The sequence below is a fragment of the Paraburkholderia sp. UYCP14C genome, assembly GCF_004197395.1.
Classification (GTDB): domain Bacteria; phylum Pseudomonadota; class Gammaproteobacteria; order Burkholderiales; family Burkholderiaceae; genus Paraburkholderia.
On the sequence record NZ_SELS01000003.1, the window covers coordinates 88987 to 108417 of the forward strand.

Below are 19431 nucleotides of genomic sequence, written 5' to 3' on the forward strand. Positions count from 1 at the left end.
CAAGAGGGCCGGTTAACCCGGTTTACAGGGCGGACGGGGCTAACGCGTGTGCCGGGCGCAGAAGTTAACTTCCCAATGATCCAAGCCCGTTAACCGATCGTTCCCTGCCGCAACGAACGCAGCAGAAAACGCGCGGGATCGATGTCCTCCGCGAGATCGCGTTCGAGCGGCCACGGCTCGCCTTCGATCTGCGAGGCGATCAACTCGGCGCCGAGCGCGGCCCACACCAGCCCGCGAGAACCATAGGCGAATGCGCCGTACAGACCGTCGACACGCGGCAGATCGAGCGGCCATGCGCCGCGCAGCCGGGCAGCGTCGCGCGCGGCCCCGGTTTCGTCGGCGAGCTGGCCGATCATCGGCATGCGGTCCGAGGTCACGCAGCGAAACGCGACGCGCCCGGCGAACGAGGTCAGCGGCGCGGCATCGAGTGCCGTTGCGAACGACGGCAGCATTTGTGCAACGCGCTCGATATTCTCGCGATGACCGTCTGCGCGCAGCGACGTGTCGGGGTCGTCGAGTTCATAGGTTGCGCCTGTCAGCGTGACGCCGTTCGCGAGCGGCACGGCGTAGCCCTCGCCGATCACCGGCAGCGCGAGGGGCGTGACGGTACCGGCGGGCAGCAAGCTCAACTGTCCGCGAATACTGCGGGTCGGCGCATGACGCAAACCAGCGATGCGCGCAGCTTCATGCGCGCCCGCGACGATCACGACGGGCGCTCGAGCGACCACCTTCCCCGCGATATCGAAGACGGTCCACTGATCGCCGGAACGTTCGAGCCGTGCGACGTCGACGCCGAAGCGTCGTTCGAGCAAGCCGCCTGCCGATTCGAGTTGCGCCGCGCACAGCGAGCCCGGATCGATCCAGCCGCCGCGTGGAAAGAACCAGCCGCCACGCGCGAGCGGCATGCCCGCGAGTTGCGCTGCGTCGGCCGCGGAGACCGGCGTCACGTAATCGGACGGATAGCGGAACGTGCCGATGGCCTCGCCGAGTGCGCGCGCCTCGGCGTCGTCGGCAGCGATCTGCAGCAGGCCGCGATTGCCGCGCGCGATTCGATGCCCTGCCTGCTCGAGCGCGGACCAACGATTGAGCGCGTACAGAAAGCCCGCCCGCGTGACGCGCGACGCGACGCTGTCGTCGCGCGAAATCATCGGGTGGAATACGCCGGCTGGGTTGCCGGACGCATCCTGTGCAACGGACCCATGTCGCTCGAGCGAAGTGACGCGCCAGCCACGCGCCGCAAGCCGCTCGATCGCAGCGCAGCCGGCCAGTCCCGCGCCGATCACGACCACGTGCCGTTCGTCGTGCCCGAACGGCGCGGGCGGCTCATAGCGACGCACACGCCAGCGCGGTGCGAAGCGGCCGACCAGCATTGCGCGTTTCCAGCCGAAGCCGTCGACCTTGCGATACTCGAAGCCGCATTGCGTCAACGCGCGTTTGACGTCGCCCGCGCTGCTATAGGTGGAGAAGGTCGCGTCATCCCCGGCGACGCGCGCGAGTGCCTTGAAGATCGCCGGGCTCCACAGCTCGGGATTTTTCGCGGGCGCAAAACCATCCAGATAAAACGCATCGGCGCGCAGCCGTAACGAGGGCAGGCTGTCGAGCGCATCGGCGAAGATCAGCGTCAGCACGACGCGGCCCTCTTCGAATTCGAGTCGATGCGTGCCGGGCACGAGCATCGGCCATGCGTTCGCGAGCGTGTCCGCGAGTCCGGCGATCAACGGATCGGAGATCGTCGTTGCGTGCACGCGGCGCAGATCGGCGGCGCTAAACGGATGCTTCTCGATGGACACGAAATGCAGCCGCTCGCAGCGTGCCGGATCGGCGCGCCACGCGGCCCACGTCACGAGAAAGTTGATACCGATGCCAAAGCCCGTTTCGAGCACGGTGAAGGTGCGACGGCTCCGCCATCGATCGGGCAGTTCATTGCCGTGCAGAAAGACGTACTGAGCCTGCTCCAGCGCGCCGACCGCGCTGTGATAGATGTCGTCGTAGTGCGGTGAAAAGGGGCTGCCGTTGTCGCGGTAAGCCAGCACGGCGGGGATCAGCGGATCGGTCATGCGCGAGGGAAAAACACGCTCAAAAAGACGCTCGAAAAGAGCGGGTTCGGTGGTCTGAATCGGCGCGCGCTACGCGCGGGTCGCCGCAAAAGAGCCATCAGGACGCTTTCAGACGCTTTGCTGCGTTGGCAAAAACCAACGCTAACCCCCGCCAGGACTGGGTTTCAGCCCTCGTTTAGGGGGTGCGGAGGGACTAATTTTCGATTTCCTTGCAGGAACGGCCCGAAAACCGTGCAATTCCTCGAAACCCTTATCCTGATTGGGTTTGCGCTGCGCTATCATAGCAAGCGCCGCGAAGGGAGCGGCAGCACGGCCGCCGAACAGTGTTCTGTCCGGCGCGGGAGATCTTCAGGATCAGGGCCGCAGCTGCTCGACGGCGCGGTGCGCGCACGTATAATCGGCGCGGTCGCGCTGTTCGTATCAACCTAAACTCAGAAAGGAACCTTAATGAACAAACAGGAACTGATCGACGCTGTCGCAGGACAGACGGGCGCCAGCAAGGCTCAAACCGGTGAAACGCTGGACACGTTGCTTGAAGTGATCAAGAAGTCGGTGTCGAAGGGTGATGCGGTCCAGTTGATCGGCTTCGGTAGCTTTGGTTCGGGCAAGCGCGCAGCGCGTACGGGTCGTAATCCGAAGACCGGCGAGACCATCAAGATCCCGGCAGCCAAGACCGTCAAGTTCACGGCAGGCAAGGCGTTCAAGGACGCAGTCAACAAGCGCTAAGCAGACTACTGCCGGGCAGTTGACACCCGTGAGGAAAACCCGCCGATGGCGGGTTTTTTTTCGTCCATGCAGTGTGGTTCAAACGCGCTGCGGCTTTGCTCAGTCATGACGATGCGCTTGCTCGCCGTGGCCATGTCCGCAATGCTCGCAGTCGTCGCCGTGCCCGTGATGATGATGGCCGTGATCATGATCATGATCATGATCGTGATCGTGATCGTGATCGTGGTCATCGAACTCCCACGCCGGGAACGGATCGGGGAACTGCTGCCAGGCTTGCGGCCCAAGTGCGTATTCGTCGTCGGTGAGCAGGCAGGCGTCGAACTTCGCGCGCCAGATCGCGGGGTCGAGATCGACGCCGATCAGCACGAACTCCTGACGACGATCGCCGATGCTCATATCGTCCGGCGCGCCGTACCAGTCGGCGGCGATTTCCGCGGCCAGCTCGTCGTCGCCTTCCGGCCATTCGCTGCGATCCTGCGCGGCCCACCACATGCCCGCCGGACCGTGCCGGCAAGCGCCACCGGCCTGCGATAGCGAACCGCCGATATCGTTGCGCGTAGCGAGCCAGAAGAATCCCTTGCCACGCAGTACGCCCTTCCACTCCTGATGCAGCAGCTCCCACAACCGCTGCGGATGAAACGGCCGGCGTGCGCGATAGACGAACTGGCCGACGCCGAGTTCGTCGGCTTCGCTGTGATGCGTGTGGCCGTGCTGACTGCCGTCCTCATTCTGATGCTTGTGCTCGAGCGCCGCGAGCCAGCCCGGCGCATTCGACGCTTCGTCGAAATCGAAGCGTCCGGTGTTCACGATCTGATCGAGGGGCACGTCGGCAAAGCGGCTCACGAGCTGCTCCGCGCGCGGGTTCAGGCGCGCGAGGATGCGCTGCAAACGCGCGAGTTCGTCCGCGCTGACGAGATCAATCTTGTTCACGACGAGCATGTCACAGAACTCTATCTGCTCGATCAGCAATTCGACGATCGTGCGATCGTCGTCTTCGTCGACCGCGACGCCGCGGTCGGCGATCGCGTCCGCCGACGCGTAATCGCGCAGGAAGTTGAACGCGTCGACGACCGTGACCATTGTGTCGAGTCGCGCGACATCGTCGAGCGATGTGTCTTCGTCGCCGTCGGCGAACGCGAGGGTTTCGGCGATCGACATCGGCTCGGCGACGCCGCTCGATTCGATCACGAGCGCGTCGAAGCGATTTTCGCCGGCAAGACGACGGATTTCACTTTGCAGATCGTCGCGCAGCGTGCAGCAGACGCAGCCGTTCGTGAGTTCAACGACCTGCTCGTCGACGCGCGACAGATCGGCGGCATCGAGCATGAGTGTCGGGTCGATATTGACGGCGGCGAGATCGTCGACGATCACCGCGACACGTAATCCGGCGCGATTTGCGAGGATGCGATTCAGGAGCGTGGTCTTGCCGGCGCCCAGAAAACCGGAGAGCACGGTGACGGGCAAAAGCGGCTGGTTCATCGCGGTACGGAAAACGGAAGATTAGAAGGTGTGCGCGGCGCGGGGACATATCGTCGACGGCGCTGCGACAACGAATGGACGGCGTCGGAGCAGCATGAAGCCGCATTGTGCATCAAAACTTGTGCGGCCCGTGGGAGGGCGTCGATCGCAAAACGCCGTTCGCGCGCCTGGCGGATAAGGCCGAAGTAATGGCGCGGAAATCGGTAGAAAAGGAAGTTCGGCGCAAATAACGCGGAAAATAGAGTAAATATGACGCAAAAACGGCGGGGTGGCGCTAGAAAAACGCCTATTGTGCCGGCATTAATTTCCAACTGCGCAGAATTGCGGCGATCTGTTGCGCATACTTGTCGCGAAGGGCCGGCGTCTCAGAGTGGTATGATCCGACCGCCTGCCAGGTGTTGCCGTACTTGTTCATCTGGCGGCGCAGATGCCACGCCGCTATGTAAACGTTCTTGCACGGCTCCATCAGCGTGCCTTGCGAGATCCCGTACTGCGCGAGCACCGGCAGATGCACCGAATTGATCTGCATGACGCCATAGTCGGTCGAACCGTTCGCGTTCTTGTGCTGCGCATCCGGCCGGTTGTGCGACTCCTGCCAGGCGATTGCCCGCAAAATCAACGGATTAACCTTCTGGTACCTGGCCGCCTCGTCGAAGCAGTCGGCGCGCGCGGAGCCAGCTGCGGCGAACAGCGCGAGCGTGGCGACGGCGGTGACAATCGGACGTTTCATCGGTCAAGACGGCTAAATCAACCAGAGGTAAGGATTGGTAAGGCAGTTTGCAGGCCATGTTTCGGCCGCAACAGCAAGCTGGCCGGGCGTTTGTCGAGCATCGGGGAAAACCCGTGGCAGCAAACACATAACAGCGAGTCGAACGGCTCGTATGATACCGGCAGTCCGACCTTCGTCAAGTTGGCTAACCGACATAAGACCGCACAAAGCAGGCTAATGTCGCGCGCGTACGGTGCCAGTTAGCTTTCAATTAAATGACAACATTGCGAATCTTTTACCGGAATCGCATGGGGTCGCTTGTTTTTGTTTCAAATCCGACATGAAAAACTGTTACTGTTCGTTTTTTTCGCATGTCGGGACGCAGGAGCTCGAGGCGAAGGTCGCTTTTAGGGCTGGTTCACATACCGACCGGGCGCTGGTTTGCTGCCGGGTCCGCATCGCATGACCGTCGGTGGCTAAGGCTGCCGGCATCGATATCACATCCCATGAGAAGAAATTGTATGGCTTTGCGTCGCGTGGCAACGGCGCTGCTGCTAGCTGGACTGATTACCGCGCAGACAGCACAGGCACAGGTGACCCTGAACTTCGTCAACGCCGACATCGACCAGGTCGCCAAGGCGATCGGCGCGGCGACCGGCAAGACGATCATCGTCGATCCGCGGGTGAAGGGACAACTGAATCTCGTGTCCGAAAATGCCGTGCCCGAAGATCAGGCGCTCAAAACCTTGCAGTCCGCGCTTCGCATGCAGGGCTTCTCGCTCGTGCAGGATCATGGCGTGCTGAAAGTGGTGCCGGAGGCCGACGCCAAGCTGCAAGGCGTGCCGACCTACGTCGGAAATGCGCCGACGGCGCGCGGAGACCAGGTCGTTACCCAAGTCTTCACATTGAGGAACGAATCGGCCAACAATCTCCTGCCGGTCCTGCGTCCGCTGATCTCGCCGAACAATACCGTCGCGGCCTACCCCGCCAACAATACGATCGTCGTCACCGATTACGCCGACAACGTGCGGCGCATCGCCCAGATCATCGCGGGTGTCGACAGCACGGCGGGCCAGTCGGTGGCGGTCGTGCCGCTGAAGAACGCCAACGCGATCGACATCGCGCAGCAGATGAACAAGATGCTCGATCCGGGCTCGATCGGCAGCACGGACGCGACGCTGAAGGTGTCGATTTCGGCGGATGCGCGCACCAATTCGCTGCTGATGCGCGCGTCGAACGCCGCACGCCTCGCAGCGGCCAGGGAGCTCGCGAAGCAACTCGACACGCCGACCACGATGCCGGGCAACATTCACGTCGTGCCGCTGCGCAATGCCGACGCGACGAAGCTCGCGCGCACGCTGCGCAGCATGCTCGGCAAGGGCGGCGGCGAAGGCTCGTCGGGCGGCTCGAACGAGGCGAACTCGTTCAACCAGAACAGCAGCAGCGGTGGTGGCGGCGGCGGTCTGTCGAACAGCAGTTCGACGGGCACGTCGGGTACGCCGCCGTTGCCGTCGGGCGGCCTCGGCAGCAGCTCGATGGGCTCGCCGATGGGCGGCGGCGCCTCGGGTTCGAACAGTAACAATGGCGGCTTTCTCGGCGGCGACAAGGACAAGAGCGAGGACCAGGGCGGTGGCATGATCACGGCCGATCCCGCGACCAACTCGCTGATCATCACCGCGCCCGAAGCGACGTACCGCAACTTGCGCGCGGTGATCGACCAGCTCGACGCGCGTCGCGCGCAGGTCTATATAGAAGCACTGATCGTCGAGCTGAACTCGAATACGAGCGGCAACCTCGGCATTCAGTGGCAGGTCGCGAACGGTAACCTGTTTGCCGGTACCAACCTGGCGACCGGCTCGGGCAACAGCATCGTCAACCTGACGGCCGCGGCGGCCGCGGCTGGTTCGACCGGCGGTCTCGCGACGGCACTGGGTGCGAGCGGCCTGCAACAGGGTTTGAACGTCGGCTGGATTCACAACATTTTCGGCGTGCAGGGTCTCGGTGCGCTGCTGCAGGCGCTGTCGCAGACCGCCGACGCCAACGTGCTATCCACGCCGAACCTGATCACGCTCGACAACGAGGAAGCGAAGATCATCGTCGGTACCAACGTGCCGATCCAGACCGGTTCATACTCGAACCTGACGAGCGGCACGACGAGCGCGGCGTTCAACACGTTCGATCGCGTCGACATCGGTCTGACGCTGCACGTGAAGCCGCAGATCACCGACGGCGGCATCCTGAAGCTGCAGCTATACACGGAAGACTCGGCGATCGTGAACGGCACGAACAACGCGACGACGAACCCGGCGGGCCCGGAATTCACGAAGCGTTCGATCCAGTCGACCGTGCTGTGCGATAACGGCGAGATCATCGTGCTCGGCGGCCTGATGCAGGACAACTACCAGGTCAGCAACAGCAAGGTGCCGCTGCTCGGCGACATTCCGTGGGTGGGCCAGCTGTTCCGCTCCGAGCAGAAAACGCGCGACAAGACTAACCTGATGGTGTTCCTGCGCCCGGTCATCCTCGCCGATCGCGACACCACCCAGGCCGTCACGGCGAACCGCTACGACTACATCCAGGGTGTGCAGGGCGCGTACCGTCAGGACAACAACATCATGAAGGATCGCGACGACCCGGTCGTGCCGCCGATGCCGCTCGGCCCGAGCCAGGGCGGGGTGCCTGCGATGAACCTGTTCGACCTGAACCAGATGCGCCGCCAGCAGATGATGCCGCAGCAGCCCCCGCAGCAGGTGCCTCAACAGGTACCGCCGCCGCAGGCGGTGCCGCAAGCCGCCGCGCAGCCCACGACCCAACCGGTACCGCAGACGATGCCGCAAACCGTGCCGCAACCGGCGCTCGTCGATCCGGCAAGCGGCGTGGTGCCGAACACGGTGTCGCCGGGAGCGCGTCCGTGACGCCGACGCCCGCGCAAACCGCACCATCGCAACGTCTGCCGAACGGTGACGCTGCCGCCGGCGAGCGCGCGGCGCCCTCGCCGCTCGCCGCCCGGCTCGTGCCATACGGCTTTGCGCGCAGCGGCCAGATTCTGGTCGCGCATCAGCATGCCGATAGCCTCGAAGTCTGGATCAGCGAGCGCACGAGCGACGCCGCGCTTGCCGAAGTCGCGCGCAACTACGGCGCGGTGTCGGTCGTGCGGGTGCCCGCCGACGATCTCGCGCAGGCGATCAACCAGGCGTATGCGCGCCAGGACGGCAGCGCTGCGCAGGTGGTCGGCGAAGTGGAAGGCGAAGTCGATCTGTCGCGTCTGATGCAGGACATTCCCGAGGTCGAGGATCTGCTCGAATCGGAAGACGACGCGCCGATCATCCGTATGATCAACGCGCTGCTCACGCAAGCCGCGCGCGAACAAGCCTCGGATATCCACATCGAGCCGTTCGAGAATGCGTCCGTGGTGCGCTTTCGCGTCGACGGCACGCTGCGCGACGTGGTGCGGCCCAAGAAGGCGCTGCACGGCGCGCTGATCTCGCGGATCAAGATCATGGCCCAGCTCGACATCGCGGAGAAACGTTTGCCGCAGGACGGCCGCATCACGCTGCGCGTCGGCGGTCGTCCGGTCGACGTGCGGGTCTCGACGCTGCCGACCGGCCACGGCGAGCGCGCAGTGTTGCGTCTGCTCGAAAAAGACGCAGCGCGACTCAATCTCGAAGCACTGGGCATGGCGTCCGACACGCTCGGCCAGTTCGACAAACTGATCGCAAAGCCGCACGGCATCGTGCTGGTGACGGGCCCGACCGGCTCAGGCAAGACCACGACGCTGTATGCGTCGATGTCGCGACTGGAGACGGCGACCACCAACATCATGACGGTGGAAGACCCGATCGAATACGACCTGTCCGGCATCGGCCAGACCCAGGTCAACGAGCGGATCGGCATGAGCTTCGCGCGCGCATTGCGCTCGATTCTGCGTCAGGACCCGGACGTCATCATGATCGGTGAAATCCGCGACCTCGAAACCGCGCAGATCGCGGTGCAGGCGTCGCTGACCGGTCACCTGGTGCTCGCGACGCTGCACACGAACGACGCGGCATCAGCCGTCACGCGTCTGACCGACATGGGCGTCGAGCCGTATCTGCTCGCGTCGTCGCTGCTCGGCGTGCTTGCTCAGCGGCTGGTGCGGCGTCTGTGCCCGGTGTGCCGCGAAGAGCGCACCGAAGAGGATGGCAGCAAGCGCTGGCATCCGGTCGGCTGCGATCGTTGCGGCCAATCCGGTTACGCGGGACGGCGCGGCGTGTACGAACTGCTGCTGATCGACGAATCGATCCGCTCGCTGATCCACCGCAACGCGGCCGATGCCGAAATTCTCGAAGCCGGCCGCGCCCAAGGCATGCGCACGCTGCGCGACGACTCGGAGCGCTGGCTCGCGTCGGGACTGACGTCGCTCGAAGAAGTGATTCGCGTGACGGGCGGAGCATAAGCGCATGCCGGCATTCCGTTTTGAGGCGATCGACGCGGCGGGCAAGGCGCAAAAAGGCGTGCTCGACGCCGACAGTGCACGCGGCGCGCGCACCAACCTGCGCTCGCAGGGACTGACGCCGCTCGTCGTCGAGCCGGCTGCGTCGCGCACGCGCGGCGAGCGCAGCCAGCGCCTGGCGTTGGGCCGGAAGCTGTCGCAGCGCGAGCAGGCCATTCTGACGCGCCAACTCGCCAGTCTTTTGATCGCCGGTCTGCCGCTCGACGAAGCGCTCGCGGTACTGACCGAGCAGTCGGAGCGCGACTACATTCGCGAGCTGATGGCGGCGATTCGCGCCGAAGTGCTCGGCGGTCATTCGCTTGCGAATGCGCTGCAGCAGCATCCGAAGGATTTCCCCGAGATCTACCGGGCGCTCGTCGCGGCCGGCGAACATACGGGCAAGCTCGGTCTGGTGCTGTCGCGGCTCGCCGACTACATCGAGCAGCGCAATGCACTGAAGCAGAAGATCGTGCTGGCGTTCACGTATCCGACGATCGTCACGATCATCGCGTTCGGCATCGTCACGTTTCTGCTCAGCTATGTGGTGCCGCAGGTCGTCAACGTGTTCGCAAGCACGAAGCAGCAACTGCCGTTTCTGACGATCCTGATGATGGCGCTGTCCGGTTTCGTGCGGCACTGGTGGTGGGCGATGCTGATCGGTGTGATCGTGGTCGTCTATCTGGTGCGCGCGACGCTCAAGCAACCGGGCCCACGACTCGCGTTCGACCGCTGGCTGCTGACCGCGCCGCTGATGGGCAAGCTCGTGCGCGGCTACAACACCGTGCGCTTCGCGAGCACGCTCGGCATTCTGACCGCGGCGGGCGTGCCGATTCTGCGCGCGCTGCAGGCCGCGGCCGAAACGCTCAGCAACAACGCGATGCGCGAGAACATCGACGATGCGATCGTGCGGGTGCGCGAAGGCACGTCGCTGTCGCGCGCGCTCGGCAACACGAAGACGTTTCCGCCGGTGCTGGTGCACCTGATCCGCTCGGGCGAGGCGACCGGCGACGTGACGACGATGCTCGATCGCGCGGCCGACGGCGAAGCGCGCGAGTTGGAGCGTCGCACGATGTTCCTGACGAGCCTGCTCGAGCCGCTGCTGATTCTGGCGATGGGGGGCGTGGTGCTCGTGATCGTGCTGGCGGTGATGCTGCCGATCATCGAACTGAACAACCTCGTGCAGTAGCAGTAGCTGTAGCCGTAGCGCGAGGAAGGAAGAGAAAGAATTTGCGCGGCGTGCCGTATCAGCCGCGCAACCGCTTCAGGTTTCAGCGCACGTAGATGGTGGGACCGCTGGCGTTGGCGGGCAGGAAGATTTCCGAGTGGGCGCCGTTGCGGTCGATGATGATCGAGCGGGCGCGAACTTCGGAGAGTTTGGTGCCTTGCATCAGCGCGCTGCCGAGCGACACGGCGTGCGGCGGCTCGCCACCGACGCTGACGATCGCAGCGGCCCCTTCGCTCAACGCGAGGATGCCGAACAGATGGATGTCCTGATTGACGTTGCGCGTAAGCTGTCCGCCGAACAGCGTCGCGGCCTGCTCGGTCGAGACCTGCGCATGGGCGGCGGCAGCCGGCAACGGTGCGCCGGACATGGTGGTGAGCGTAATGACCCAGTAGGTCAGCGTCGCGCAGAAAGCGGCGAACAGCGCGAGCGACAGGAGGCGGATTTGGATTGCGTTCATGCGCACATTGTACGGACTATTGAGGAATTTGCGGTGGTTGAAGTCCTTCAACTGCCTGACATCAAAATGACCGGCCCGGTGTAGTCAATCTGACAGCCCGAGTCGAAATCTTCATCTGAAAAGAGGTAGCAATCTATGCAACTGTCGACCATCCGCCGCGCTGACAACGCGGGTTCGCGCAGCCGTCGTCAACGCGGTTTCACGCTGATCGAAATTATGGTCGTGATCGCGATTCTCGGCATTCTCGCCGCGCTGATCGTACCGAAGATCATGAGCCGTCCCGACGAAGCGCGACGCGTCGCCGCGAAGCAGGATATCGGCACCGTGATGCAGGCGATGAAGCTCTATCGCCTCGACAACGGCCGCTATCCGACCCAGGAGCAGGGCCTGCGCGCGCTGATCGAAAAGCCGAGCACCGACCCGGTGCCGAACAACTGGAAAGACGGCGGCTACCTCGAGCGTCTGCCGAACGATCCGTGGGGCAATGCGTACCAGTATCTGAATCCGGGCGTGCACGGCGAGATCGACGTGTTCAGCTACGGCGCCGATGGCAAACCGGGCGGCGAAGGCAACGATGCCGACGTCGGGTCCTGGCAATAAGCGCGCCGAAACCCAGTATTCCGCAGGCTCGATGATGTTCACGTCCGCGCCCTCCCTGCAACCGGTTTGGCCGCCGGTTTCGCCAAGGGCCTTGCCCGCCGCCCCGCGAGTTTCGCGGCGCGGCGAAGCGTGCGTGCTTCACCGATGCATTGCCGTTTGAATTACCGTTGATCGTCGATGGCCGGCACTATGCGCACGTCCGCTTGCAAGTCCCGTGGGGACACTCCGTGTACGGCTTCGCGGCCGCGCCCCCGCCTACGCCGCGGCCGCGCGGCCGGCTTCACGCTGCTCGAAATGATGGTCGTGCTGGTGATTGCGGGCCTGCTCGTGTCGCTGACCGCGGTCACGATGACCCGCAATCCGCGCACCGATCTGAATGAGGAAGCGCAGCGCCTCGCGCTGCTGTTCGAATCGGCCGGCGACGAAGCGCAGGTGCGCGCGCGACCGATCGCGTGGCAGCCGTTCGAGGGCGGCTTCCGTTTCGACCAACGCACCCAGGACGGCTGGCGTCCTCTGCGCGACGAGCTGCTCGGTCCGCGCAAATGGGAAGGCGGCGTGACCAGTGTCGCGATCAATTATGCGGGCTCGGATTCGCAATCCGATCGCCTCGTCTTCGGTACCGAGGCGATCGACGCGCCGGTGCAGGTCACGCTGTTTTCGGCGGCCGGCCAGGCGACGATCGTCGGTACCGGCAATGGCCGCTACGAGGTGCGCTGAGATGCGAATGCACCGTTATCGCAGCTGTGCCTGCAACCCTTCCCTCTCGACGGCGCGCGACGGCGCGCGCCGCAAGGAGCGCGGCTTCACGATGATCGAAGTGCTGGTCGCGCTCGCCATCATCGCGGTCGCGCTGGCGGCGTCGCTGCGCGCGGTCGGCAGTCTCGCGAGCGGCGAACTCGATCTGCACCGGCGTCTGCTCGCCGGCTGGAGCGCCGACAACGCGCTCGCCGATCTGCATCTGAAGCATGCATGGCCGAACGTCGGCTCAACCAGCTTCGATTGCTCGCAAGGCAATCTGCAACTGCGCTGTACCGAGCAAGTGACGGCGACGCCGAATCCGGTGTTTCGCCGTGTCGAAGTGATGGTGACGATGCCAGGGGTATCCGGCAATCTCGCCCAGATGGTCACGGTGGTCGCGAATGAAATCAACCGCTCGCTGTGAGCGCCGCCGCCGTTACGGCGCGCGCGGCTTCACGCTGATCGAACTGCTGGTCGCGATCGCGATCCTCGCGGTGATCGCGGTGCTGTCGTGGCGCGGGCTCGATCAGATCATCCGCGGCCGTACGACGATCACGAACGCGATGGAAGACGAGCGTGTGTTCGCGCAGCTGTTCGACCAGATCCGCATCGACGCGCGCCAGGCCGCCAGCGACGACGAAACCACCCAGGTGAGCGCGATCTCGGTCGCCGGCAACACCCTGCAGATCGTGCGGCACATCGTGCTGCCGGGCACGGCGCCGCGTCTGCAGGTGGTGCGCTATCAGATCTCGAGCGGCCGCGTGGTGCGCTTCGCGTCACCGCCGCTCGGCAACGTCGGCCAATTGTGGCGCGCACTGCACGGCAACGAGGAAGGCTGGAGCTCGGTGCAGCTGATGGGCGGCGTCGGCTCGATTTCGGCGCGCATGTATGTACCGAAGCTCGGCTGGACCACGAACATGAACGACGTAGAGACCGCGTTGACCCAGGCGATCAACAACCTGAAGGTGCCGCAGCTCGGCAACGCGCCGATGCCGCGTTCGGTGACGGGGCTCGAGGTCAGCGTCGGCGCGACGTCGCTCGCACGGCCGATCACGCGCGTTTTTCTGGTCGGAGAATGACATGACGTTCTCCTCGTCGTTGCCGAAGAAGTCCGCATCGGGTTCGCGCGCACGCGAGCGCGGCGCGGCCATCATCAGCGCGCTGCTCGTCGTCGCGCTGTCGGCGATCCTCGTGTCGGGCATGTTGTGGCGCCAGCAGGTGCAGATCCGGCGCATCGAGAATCAGCGGCTGCTGTCGCAGGCGCAATGGGTCGCGCGCGGCGCGCTCGACTGGACGCGGCTGATTCTGCGCTCCGAAGGCGACACGTCGGCGGGCGTCACGTACCTGGGCGGCTTGTGGGGCGTGCCGATCGCGAAAACGCGGTTGTCGGATTTTCTCGGCCAGATCGGCGAGGTGCGCGCAGAGCAAGGCGCGGCGACGTACCTGTCGGGCTCGATCGAAGACGCGCAGTCCAGATTCAATCTGCGCAATCTGGTCGCGAGTCCGGCGCCCGGTGTGACGCAAATCAGCGCCGAGCAGGTGGCCGCGTATCAGCGGCTGCTGGTGTCGCTCGGGTTGAGCGGACAGCTCGCCAAACCGACCGCGCTGCAGATGCGCGCCGGGTTGGCGCAATCGGCGACGCGCTTTCAGACCGGCACGTCGGTCAGCAGTTCGACGCAGGTCGGCGGCGGCGGCATGGCGGGCGGCAACTTCACGAATAAGCCCGGCATTGAGGACGACGACGACAACCTGGCGGTCAAGCCGTTCCTGATGACGGGGGTCGATTCGCTGCTCGACATTCCGGGCTACACGCCGGAGATCGTCGCGAAGCTGCGCCCGTTCGTCACGGTGCTGCCGACCACCACGCCGATCAACATGAACACCGCGTCCGCAGAGGTGATCGCGGCGGTCGTGCCGGGCATGACGGTGTCGCAGGCGCAGGCGTTGGTCGCGCGGCGGCAGACCGTGTTTTTCCGCAACGTCGGTGACGTGCAGCTCGCGCTGACTGCCGCCGGCGTGCAATCGGTGTCGATCGATCCGAACCAGTTCGACGTCAACTCGAGCTACTTTTTAGTCCACGGCAGTGTGCAGCACGAGCGCGCCGAAGTGGATCGCACGACGCTCGTCTATCGCGATCCGCTGACTCACACCACGCGTATCGTGCGGGTACAAGACCAACTATGAATAACGCAATCCACAGAGAGAGTGGCCTTTGAGCACGCTGATCGTCCTATTGCCGCCGCGTGATCCGGCGGTGCCCTCGCAGGAATGGCAACTGCCCGAGCTGCCCTTCGTGCTGCTCGACAAGTCGGGCCGCACGCAGCGCGCCGGTCGCTCGGCGCTCGCGCTGCTGCCGCGCGCGACCACGGCGGTGCTGATGGTCGCCGCGCGCGACCTGCTGCTGATGCCCGCGACGTTGCCGCCGCTGCGCGGTCCGAAGCTGCGCCAGGCGCTGCCCAATATCGTCGAGGATCAACTGATCCAGGACCCGCAGACCTGCCATATCGCGGTCGATCCGCAGGGGCTTGCCGAAGGCCGGCACCTGCTCGCGATCATCGATCGCGGCTGGTTCCGTTTCATCTGCGAGGCGTTCACCGCGGCCGGTCATCGCAGCCTGCGCGCGGTGCCGGTCACGCGTTGCCTGCCGCAGGCAGCGGTGGCCGAAACGGCCGCGAGCGGCGCTGAAGCAGCCGAACTGCGCGAGCCGGTGATGGCCGGTGGCGCGAGCGTCGCGACATCGCTGCCGGGTGCGGCGCCGGTGGTCGCGCCCGAAGCGCCGGCTATCGTGCCGATGGTGGCCGCCGTGCTCGGCGCGGTCGTGCAGACCGCACCTGCGCTGCTCGTCGAAGGCGCGATCGAGAGCGGCGTGCCGCGCGTCGAACTCGCGATTGCGCGCGGCGTGCAGGGCGAAGGTTTCGCGGCGCCGGCCGACGCGGTCAACGCGACGCTCGCCGCGCTCGCGGGTGCGGCGCCGGTCTCGCTGTACATGCTGACCGAGGTGCCCGGCAACGAGCCGAGCCACGCCACGACGAGTCCCGCGCGGCTCGCCGCGCATATCCACGGCGCGAGTCCGCTGCCGTTCGAACAGCTCGCGCGGCGCGCGCTCGAATGCCGCTTCGACCTGTGCCAGTTCGAATTCGCATCGCAGCCGTGGCGCCTCGATCGCGCGACGCTGCGGCGTCTGCGTCTGCCGATCGCGCTGGCGGTCGCGGCGGTCGTCGTCGCGATCATCGGCGCGAACGTGCAGTGGCTGATGCTCGCGCGTCAGCGTGACGCGATCAATACGCAGATGACGGAGTTGCTGCTCAACACGTTCCCGAAGACCACCGTCGTGCTCGACGCGCCCGATCAGATGGCGCGTCAGCTGCAACAGCTGCGCGTCGCGGCGGGTGAGTTGTCGCCGGAGGATTTCCTGTCGCTCGCCGACGGCCTCGCGCGCTCGCTGTCGCCGTTGCCGGTCAACGGCATCGCTGCGCTCGACTATCACGAGCACCGCCTCGACGTGACCTTCAAACCCGCGATCAAGGTCGACCCCGACTTCGCCAAGCGCCTCGCGCGCAACGGCCTCACCGGCGCGATCGACAGCAGTACCGGCAAGTGGACCATCAGGAACGGACAATGAAAGCTGAACTCGCTCAAACATGGGCTGGCTTCTGGGACCAGCGCACCGATCGCGAAAAGGCGCTGCTGACCTGGGGCGGCGCCGCGCTCGCAGTGGCGATTGCGTGGTCGGTGCTATGGGCGCCCGCGCAGGAAGGCCGCGCGCGTCTGCATGAATCGCTGCCGAGCCTGCAGCGCCAGCTCGCGCAAATGACCGCGCAGGCGAACGAGGCGCGCTCGCTGTCGGCGGCCGCGCAAGGCGTCGCGCCGACCGGCGCGGCACTGAAGGACGCGCTCTCCGCATCGCTCGGCGAGCATGGCCTCGCCGCGACGCAGGTGCAGTTCGTCGGCAACGCGGTGCAGGTGCAGATGAAAAACGTCGCGTTCCCGGCCTGGACCACCTGGGTCGACGACGTGCGCAAGCAGTTCAAGGTGCAGGTGTCCGAGGCGCACATCACCGCGTTGAAAGACGACGGGCAGGTGGATCTGACGGTGGCGCTGCAACCGTCGACCGCAAAATAACCACGCGCCCCTCGCTACAGGATCTCGCATGAATTACTGGATGTGGCGCCTGCGTGTGGCGCTGCCGTGGCTGGTGGTCGCCATTTTGTCGGTCGCGGCCGTGACGCTCGCGCTGCTGCCGGCCGCCTGGATTACGCCGCAGTTCGCGCGGCAAACGCACGGGCACGTCAATCTCGTCGACGCCGAGGGGTCGTTGTGGCACGGCTCGGCGACGCTGATGCTGGCGGCCGGCTCCGATATGAGCGCAGCGACGCTGCTGCCAGGGCGGATCGAATGGCGCACCGCGTTCTGGCCGCTTTTCACCGCACGTGTGCGCATGATCATGCGCCATAGCGAGGCGATGCCCGACCCGATCACGGTCGACGCGACGCCGCGCGGCGCGACCGTTACGCCGGGCATGCTCGTGGTGCCGGCGTCGCTGCTCGCGGGGCTCGGCGCGCCATTCAACACGCTCGATCTGCAGGGCAACGTGCAGCTGTCGTGGTCCGATTGGCGCAGCTTCCACGGCGAAGCGTTCGGACAGCTGACGATGATGCTCGAGGACGTCAGCTCGCGGGTGTCGCTCGTGAAGCCGCTCGGGTCGTACCGGGTCAGGTTTCAGGCGCAGGGCACGTCGTCGGAGCTCGATCTGAGCACGCTCAAGGGACCGTTGACGCTGAGCGGCAACGGCACGGTGTCGGCCACATCGACGTCGTTTCATGGCACGGCGAGCGCCGCGCCCGAGCAGCACGATAACCTCGCCGGCCTGCTGAATCTGCTTGGCCGGCCGAGCGGGCCGGATACGGTGACGCTGACGTTCGTGCACTGAGGTGCGCTTCGCGCGCAGATAGGTGCCGAAGCGTGCGTATCGCACGCGTGGCCCGATGAAAAAAGAGGCATGGCCGCGAGTCGCGACCATGCCTCTTCTGTTTGTGCAGCTGCTGTGAGTTTTGCGCTTCGCGCGTCGCGTTGAGCGCGCCGCGCACAGCTGCCGCTATTTGCTTTGCACCCGCGCTGACTGGGCCTCTGCGTTTGGAGCAGTACCCTGCGCGATGGACGTCGCGTCGACCGACGCGGCCGCAGCCGCCGGAGCCGATGCCGGCAGCGGCGCGGGCGCCGCGACGTCGCCGGTCTCGCGATCCATCTGCGACGCGTCCCAGCCGCCACCGAGCGCCTTCACGAGCCCCACCGACGACACCATGCGCTGCCCGGCGAGATTCTCGAGCTTCTGTTCGGCCGTGAACGCTATGGTCTGCGCAGTCAGCACATTGACGAATCCGACCGTACCCGCCTTGTACTCGTTCGTCACGATGGCGAGCGCCTGACGCGCCGAGTCGACCGCCTGCCGCTGCACGACGATTTCCTGCTCGAGGATGCGCTGCGATGCCAGGTTGTCCTCGACGTCCTGGAAAGCGGTGAGCACCGTCTGCCGATAGGTCGCGACATCGGCGTCATAGGTGGCGCGCGCGGCCTCGGTTTGCGCCTTGCGCAGGCCGGCGTCGAAGATCGTCCCGGCCAGCTGCGGGCCGAGCGTCCAGAAGCGCGACGGCAAGGTCAGCAATTGCGAGAACACCGAGTTCTCGAAACCTCCGGTCGCCGACAGCGTCAGCGATGGGAAGAATGCGGCGATCGCCACGCCGATCTGCTCGTTCGCCGCCGCGGCCTTGCGTTCCGCCGACGCGATATCCGGCCTGCGTTCGAGCAGCGCGGACGGCATTTGCGCTGGCACGGCGGGCGGCGTCGCGGTGAGCGGCATCGGCGGCAACGAGAACATCGACGCGGGCACGCCGACCAGCACCGCGATCGCGTGCTCGTCCTGCGCGCGCTGGATGCCGTTGTCGATCGCGGCGGCCTGCGCCGATTGCAGCTGCGTTTGCGCCTGGATCACGTCAGACCGCGCGGCGACACCGGCCGCGTACTGATTCTGGGTGAGTTGCAGCGAGTGCTGATAGGCAATCACTGTGTCATCGAGCAGCTTCTGCGTGGAGTCGAGCGCACGCAGCAGGAAGTAGGTTTGCGCGAGCGTGGCCTGGGCGGACAGGCGCGCGTTCGCGAGGTCGGCGGCCGCGCCCTGCTGGCTGGCCTTCTGCGCGTTGACCGAGCGCGTGACCGAGCCCCACAGGTCCGGCTCCCAGCTCGCCGTCATCTGCACGTTGAAGCTGTTGTTGATGCCTTCGCGGCTCGTCGCGGTCGTGGCATTGCCGCCGGTTTGCGTGCCGTTGCCCGAGCGCGTCATGCCCGCGGATGCGCCGATCGTCGGAAAGTACGCGGCCCGCGCTTCGCCGACGAGCGCGCGCGCTTGCCGATAGTTCGCGGCAAATTGCGCGATGGTCTGGTTCGCGGCGTTGAGCTTGTCTTCGAGTTCGTTGAGTTTCGGATCTTCGTAGATCGCCCACCAGTCGCCGCGGTCGTGTTGATCGGCGGGCTCGGCTACCTTCCAGCCGGGCGCGGCTTCCTTGAACGACGCGGGAATCTCGGTGGCCGGCCGCTGATAGTTCGGGCCGACCGCGCAAGCGGCGACGAGTGTCGCGCAGGCCGCGCTAACGGCGAGGGAAAGGACGCGCGGCGCAAGCACCCGCACGCGCGAGATTCGATCAGACTGCATGCAATGAAATTCCTTCTGGACGCCGCGGTGCGGCCGGGAACGGCGCCACCGGCCGGGCGAGATCGTGGTCTGCCGGAATGTTAGCGTATGAGCCCGCGCGAGCGCGGGAAACTGAAAGCTGAAAGGTTAATGCGAGGCGGTGTGGAGGTGTGTTACTTGCGGTGACGCGATGGTTACGCGTTGTTACCGGCAGCGCGAGGGGCTGCGGGTTGGCGGTAGTTCAGGTGACGACAGTAAGCGAAACTGTATGCCGAAAAGCGCGC

General features: G+C 65.5%; 17 protein-coding genes. 12 read left to right on the plus strand and 5 right to left on the minus strand.

Going from position 1 to position 19431, the window contains the following annotated elements; translation table 11 throughout:
* Window positions 1–89: 89 nt before the first annotated feature.
* Window positions 90–2057, minus strand: coding sequence for a bifunctional tRNA (5-methylaminomethyl-2-thiouridine)(34)-methyltransferase MnmD/FAD-dependent 5-carboxymethylaminomethyl-2-thiouridine(34) oxidoreductase MnmC (gene mnmC, locus EVC45_RS03525; protein WP_129956653.1), 1968 nt, complete (start codon window positions 2055–2057; stop codon window positions 90–92).
* A gap of 447 nt (window positions 2058–2504) precedes the next feature.
* On the opposite strand from mnmC, the gene EVC45_RS03530 reads away from it, so the two are divergent.
* Window positions 2505–2783: an HU family DNA-binding protein gene (locus tag EVC45_RS03530; RefSeq protein ID WP_006050811.1), complete on the plus strand. Its 279-nt coding sequence runs from the start codon at window positions 2505–2507 to the stop codon at window positions 2781–2783.
* Between the two features lie 99 nt (window positions 2784–2882).
* Here EVC45_RS03530 and EVC45_RS03535 read toward each other — a convergent pair whose 3' ends face one another.
* Together EVC45_RS03535 and EVC45_RS03540 are read right to left on the minus strand one after the other, a co-directional pair.
* Window positions 2883–4262: a GTP-binding protein gene (locus EVC45_RS03535; RefSeq protein ID WP_129956654.1), complete on the minus strand. Its 1380-nt coding sequence runs from the start codon at window positions 4260–4262 to the stop codon at window positions 2883–2885.
* 286 nt (window positions 4263–4548) lie between these two features.
* The gene (locus EVC45_RS03540; protein WP_129956655.1) at window positions 4549–4992 is read right to left on the minus strand and encodes a lytic transglycosylase domain-containing protein; all 444 of its coding nucleotides are present in this window, start codon (window positions 4990–4992) and stop codon (window positions 4549–4551) included.
* Between the two features lie 500 nt (window positions 4993–5492).
* On the opposite strand from EVC45_RS03540, the gene gspD reads away from it, so the two are divergent.
* Genes gspD through gspF form a run of 3 tightly spaced genes read left to right on the plus strand, consistent with a single transcriptional unit; the run spans window position 5493 to window position 10628 of the window.
* Window positions 5493–7886 (plus strand): type II secretion system secretin GspD, encoded by a 2394-nt coding sequence (gene gspD, locus EVC45_RS03545; RefSeq protein WP_129956656.1) that lies wholly within the window; start codon window positions 5493–5495, stop codon window positions 7884–7886.
* Window positions 7883–9406 (plus strand): type II secretion system ATPase GspE, encoded by a 1524-nt coding sequence (gspE, locus tag EVC45_RS03550; RefSeq protein WP_129956657.1) that lies wholly within the window; start codon window positions 7883–7885, stop codon window positions 9404–9406. Before gspD ends, gspE begins: the two co-directional genes overlap by 4 nt.
* 4 nt (window positions 9407–9410) lie before the next feature.
* Entirely contained in the window at window positions 9411–10628 is a 1218-nt protein-coding gene (gene gspF, locus EVC45_RS03555) for a type II secretion system inner membrane protein GspF (RefSeq protein ID WP_129956658.1), read from the plus strand.
* An 82-nt stretch (window positions 10629–10710) separates the two neighbouring features.
* Here the strand turns inward: gspF and EVC45_RS03560 are convergent, their stop codons facing one another.
* Entirely contained in the window at window positions 10711–11124 is a 414-nt protein-coding gene (locus EVC45_RS03560) for a type II secretion system protein N (protein ID WP_129956659.1), read from the minus strand.
* Window positions 11125–11259: 135 nt separating this feature from the next.
* On the opposite strand from EVC45_RS03560, the gene gspG reads away from it, so the two are divergent.
* The 8 genes from gspG to EVC45_RS03600 all read left to right on the plus strand — a co-directional run bounded on the left by gspG (window position 11260) and on the right by EVC45_RS03600 (window position 17392).
* A complete protein-coding gene (gene gspG, locus EVC45_RS03565) occupies window positions 11260–11724 on the plus strand; it encodes a type II secretion system major pseudopilin GspG (RefSeq protein ID WP_129956660.1) in 465 nt (154 codons plus the stop codon).
* Between the two features lie 177 nt (window positions 11725–11901).
* Entirely contained in the window at window positions 11902–12441 is a 540-nt protein-coding gene (locus EVC45_RS03570; RefSeq protein WP_129956661.1) for a GspH/FimT family pseudopilin, read from the plus strand.
* Window positions 12442–12448: 7 nt separating this feature from the next.
* Window positions 12449–12886: a type II secretion system minor pseudopilin GspI gene (gene gspI / locus EVC45_RS03575; protein ID WP_373682979.1), complete on the plus strand. Its 438-nt coding sequence runs from the start codon at window positions 12449–12451 to the stop codon at window positions 12884–12886.
* Window positions 12864–13541, plus strand: coding sequence for a type II secretion system protein J (locus EVC45_RS03580; RefSeq protein WP_129956663.1), 678 nt, complete (start codon window positions 12864–12866; stop codon window positions 13539–13541). Before gspI ends, EVC45_RS03580 begins: the two co-directional genes overlap by 23 nt.
* Window position 13542: 1 nt before the next feature.
* Window positions 13543–14646, plus strand: a complete 1104-nt coding sequence (gene gspK / locus EVC45_RS03585; protein WP_129956664.1) for a type II secretion system minor pseudopilin GspK — start codon at window positions 13543–13545, stop codon at window positions 14644–14646.
* A 28-nt stretch (window positions 14647–14674) separates the two neighbouring features.
* Window positions 14675–16084, plus strand: a complete 1410-nt coding sequence (gene gspL / locus EVC45_RS03590; protein ID WP_129956665.1) for a type II secretion system protein GspL — start codon at window positions 14675–14677, stop codon at window positions 16082–16084.
* The gene (locus EVC45_RS03595) at window positions 16081–16584 is read left to right on the plus strand and encodes a type II secretion system protein M (RefSeq protein WP_129956666.1); all 504 of its coding nucleotides are present in this window, start codon (window positions 16081–16083) and stop codon (window positions 16582–16584) included. Before gspL ends, EVC45_RS03595 begins: the two co-directional genes overlap by 4 nt.
* A gap of 28 nt (window positions 16585–16612) precedes the next feature.
* Entirely contained in the window at window positions 16613–17392 is a 780-nt protein-coding gene (locus EVC45_RS03600) for a type II secretion system protein N (RefSeq protein ID WP_129956667.1), read from the plus strand.
* Window positions 17393–17557: 165 nt separating this feature from the next.
* Here EVC45_RS03600 and EVC45_RS03605 read toward each other — a convergent pair whose 3' ends face one another.
* Window positions 17558–19168, minus strand: a complete 1611-nt coding sequence (locus EVC45_RS03605; RefSeq protein WP_129956668.1) for an efflux transporter outer membrane subunit — start codon at window positions 19166–19168, stop codon at window positions 17558–17560.
* Between the last annotated feature and the right edge of the window lie 263 nt (window positions 19169–19431).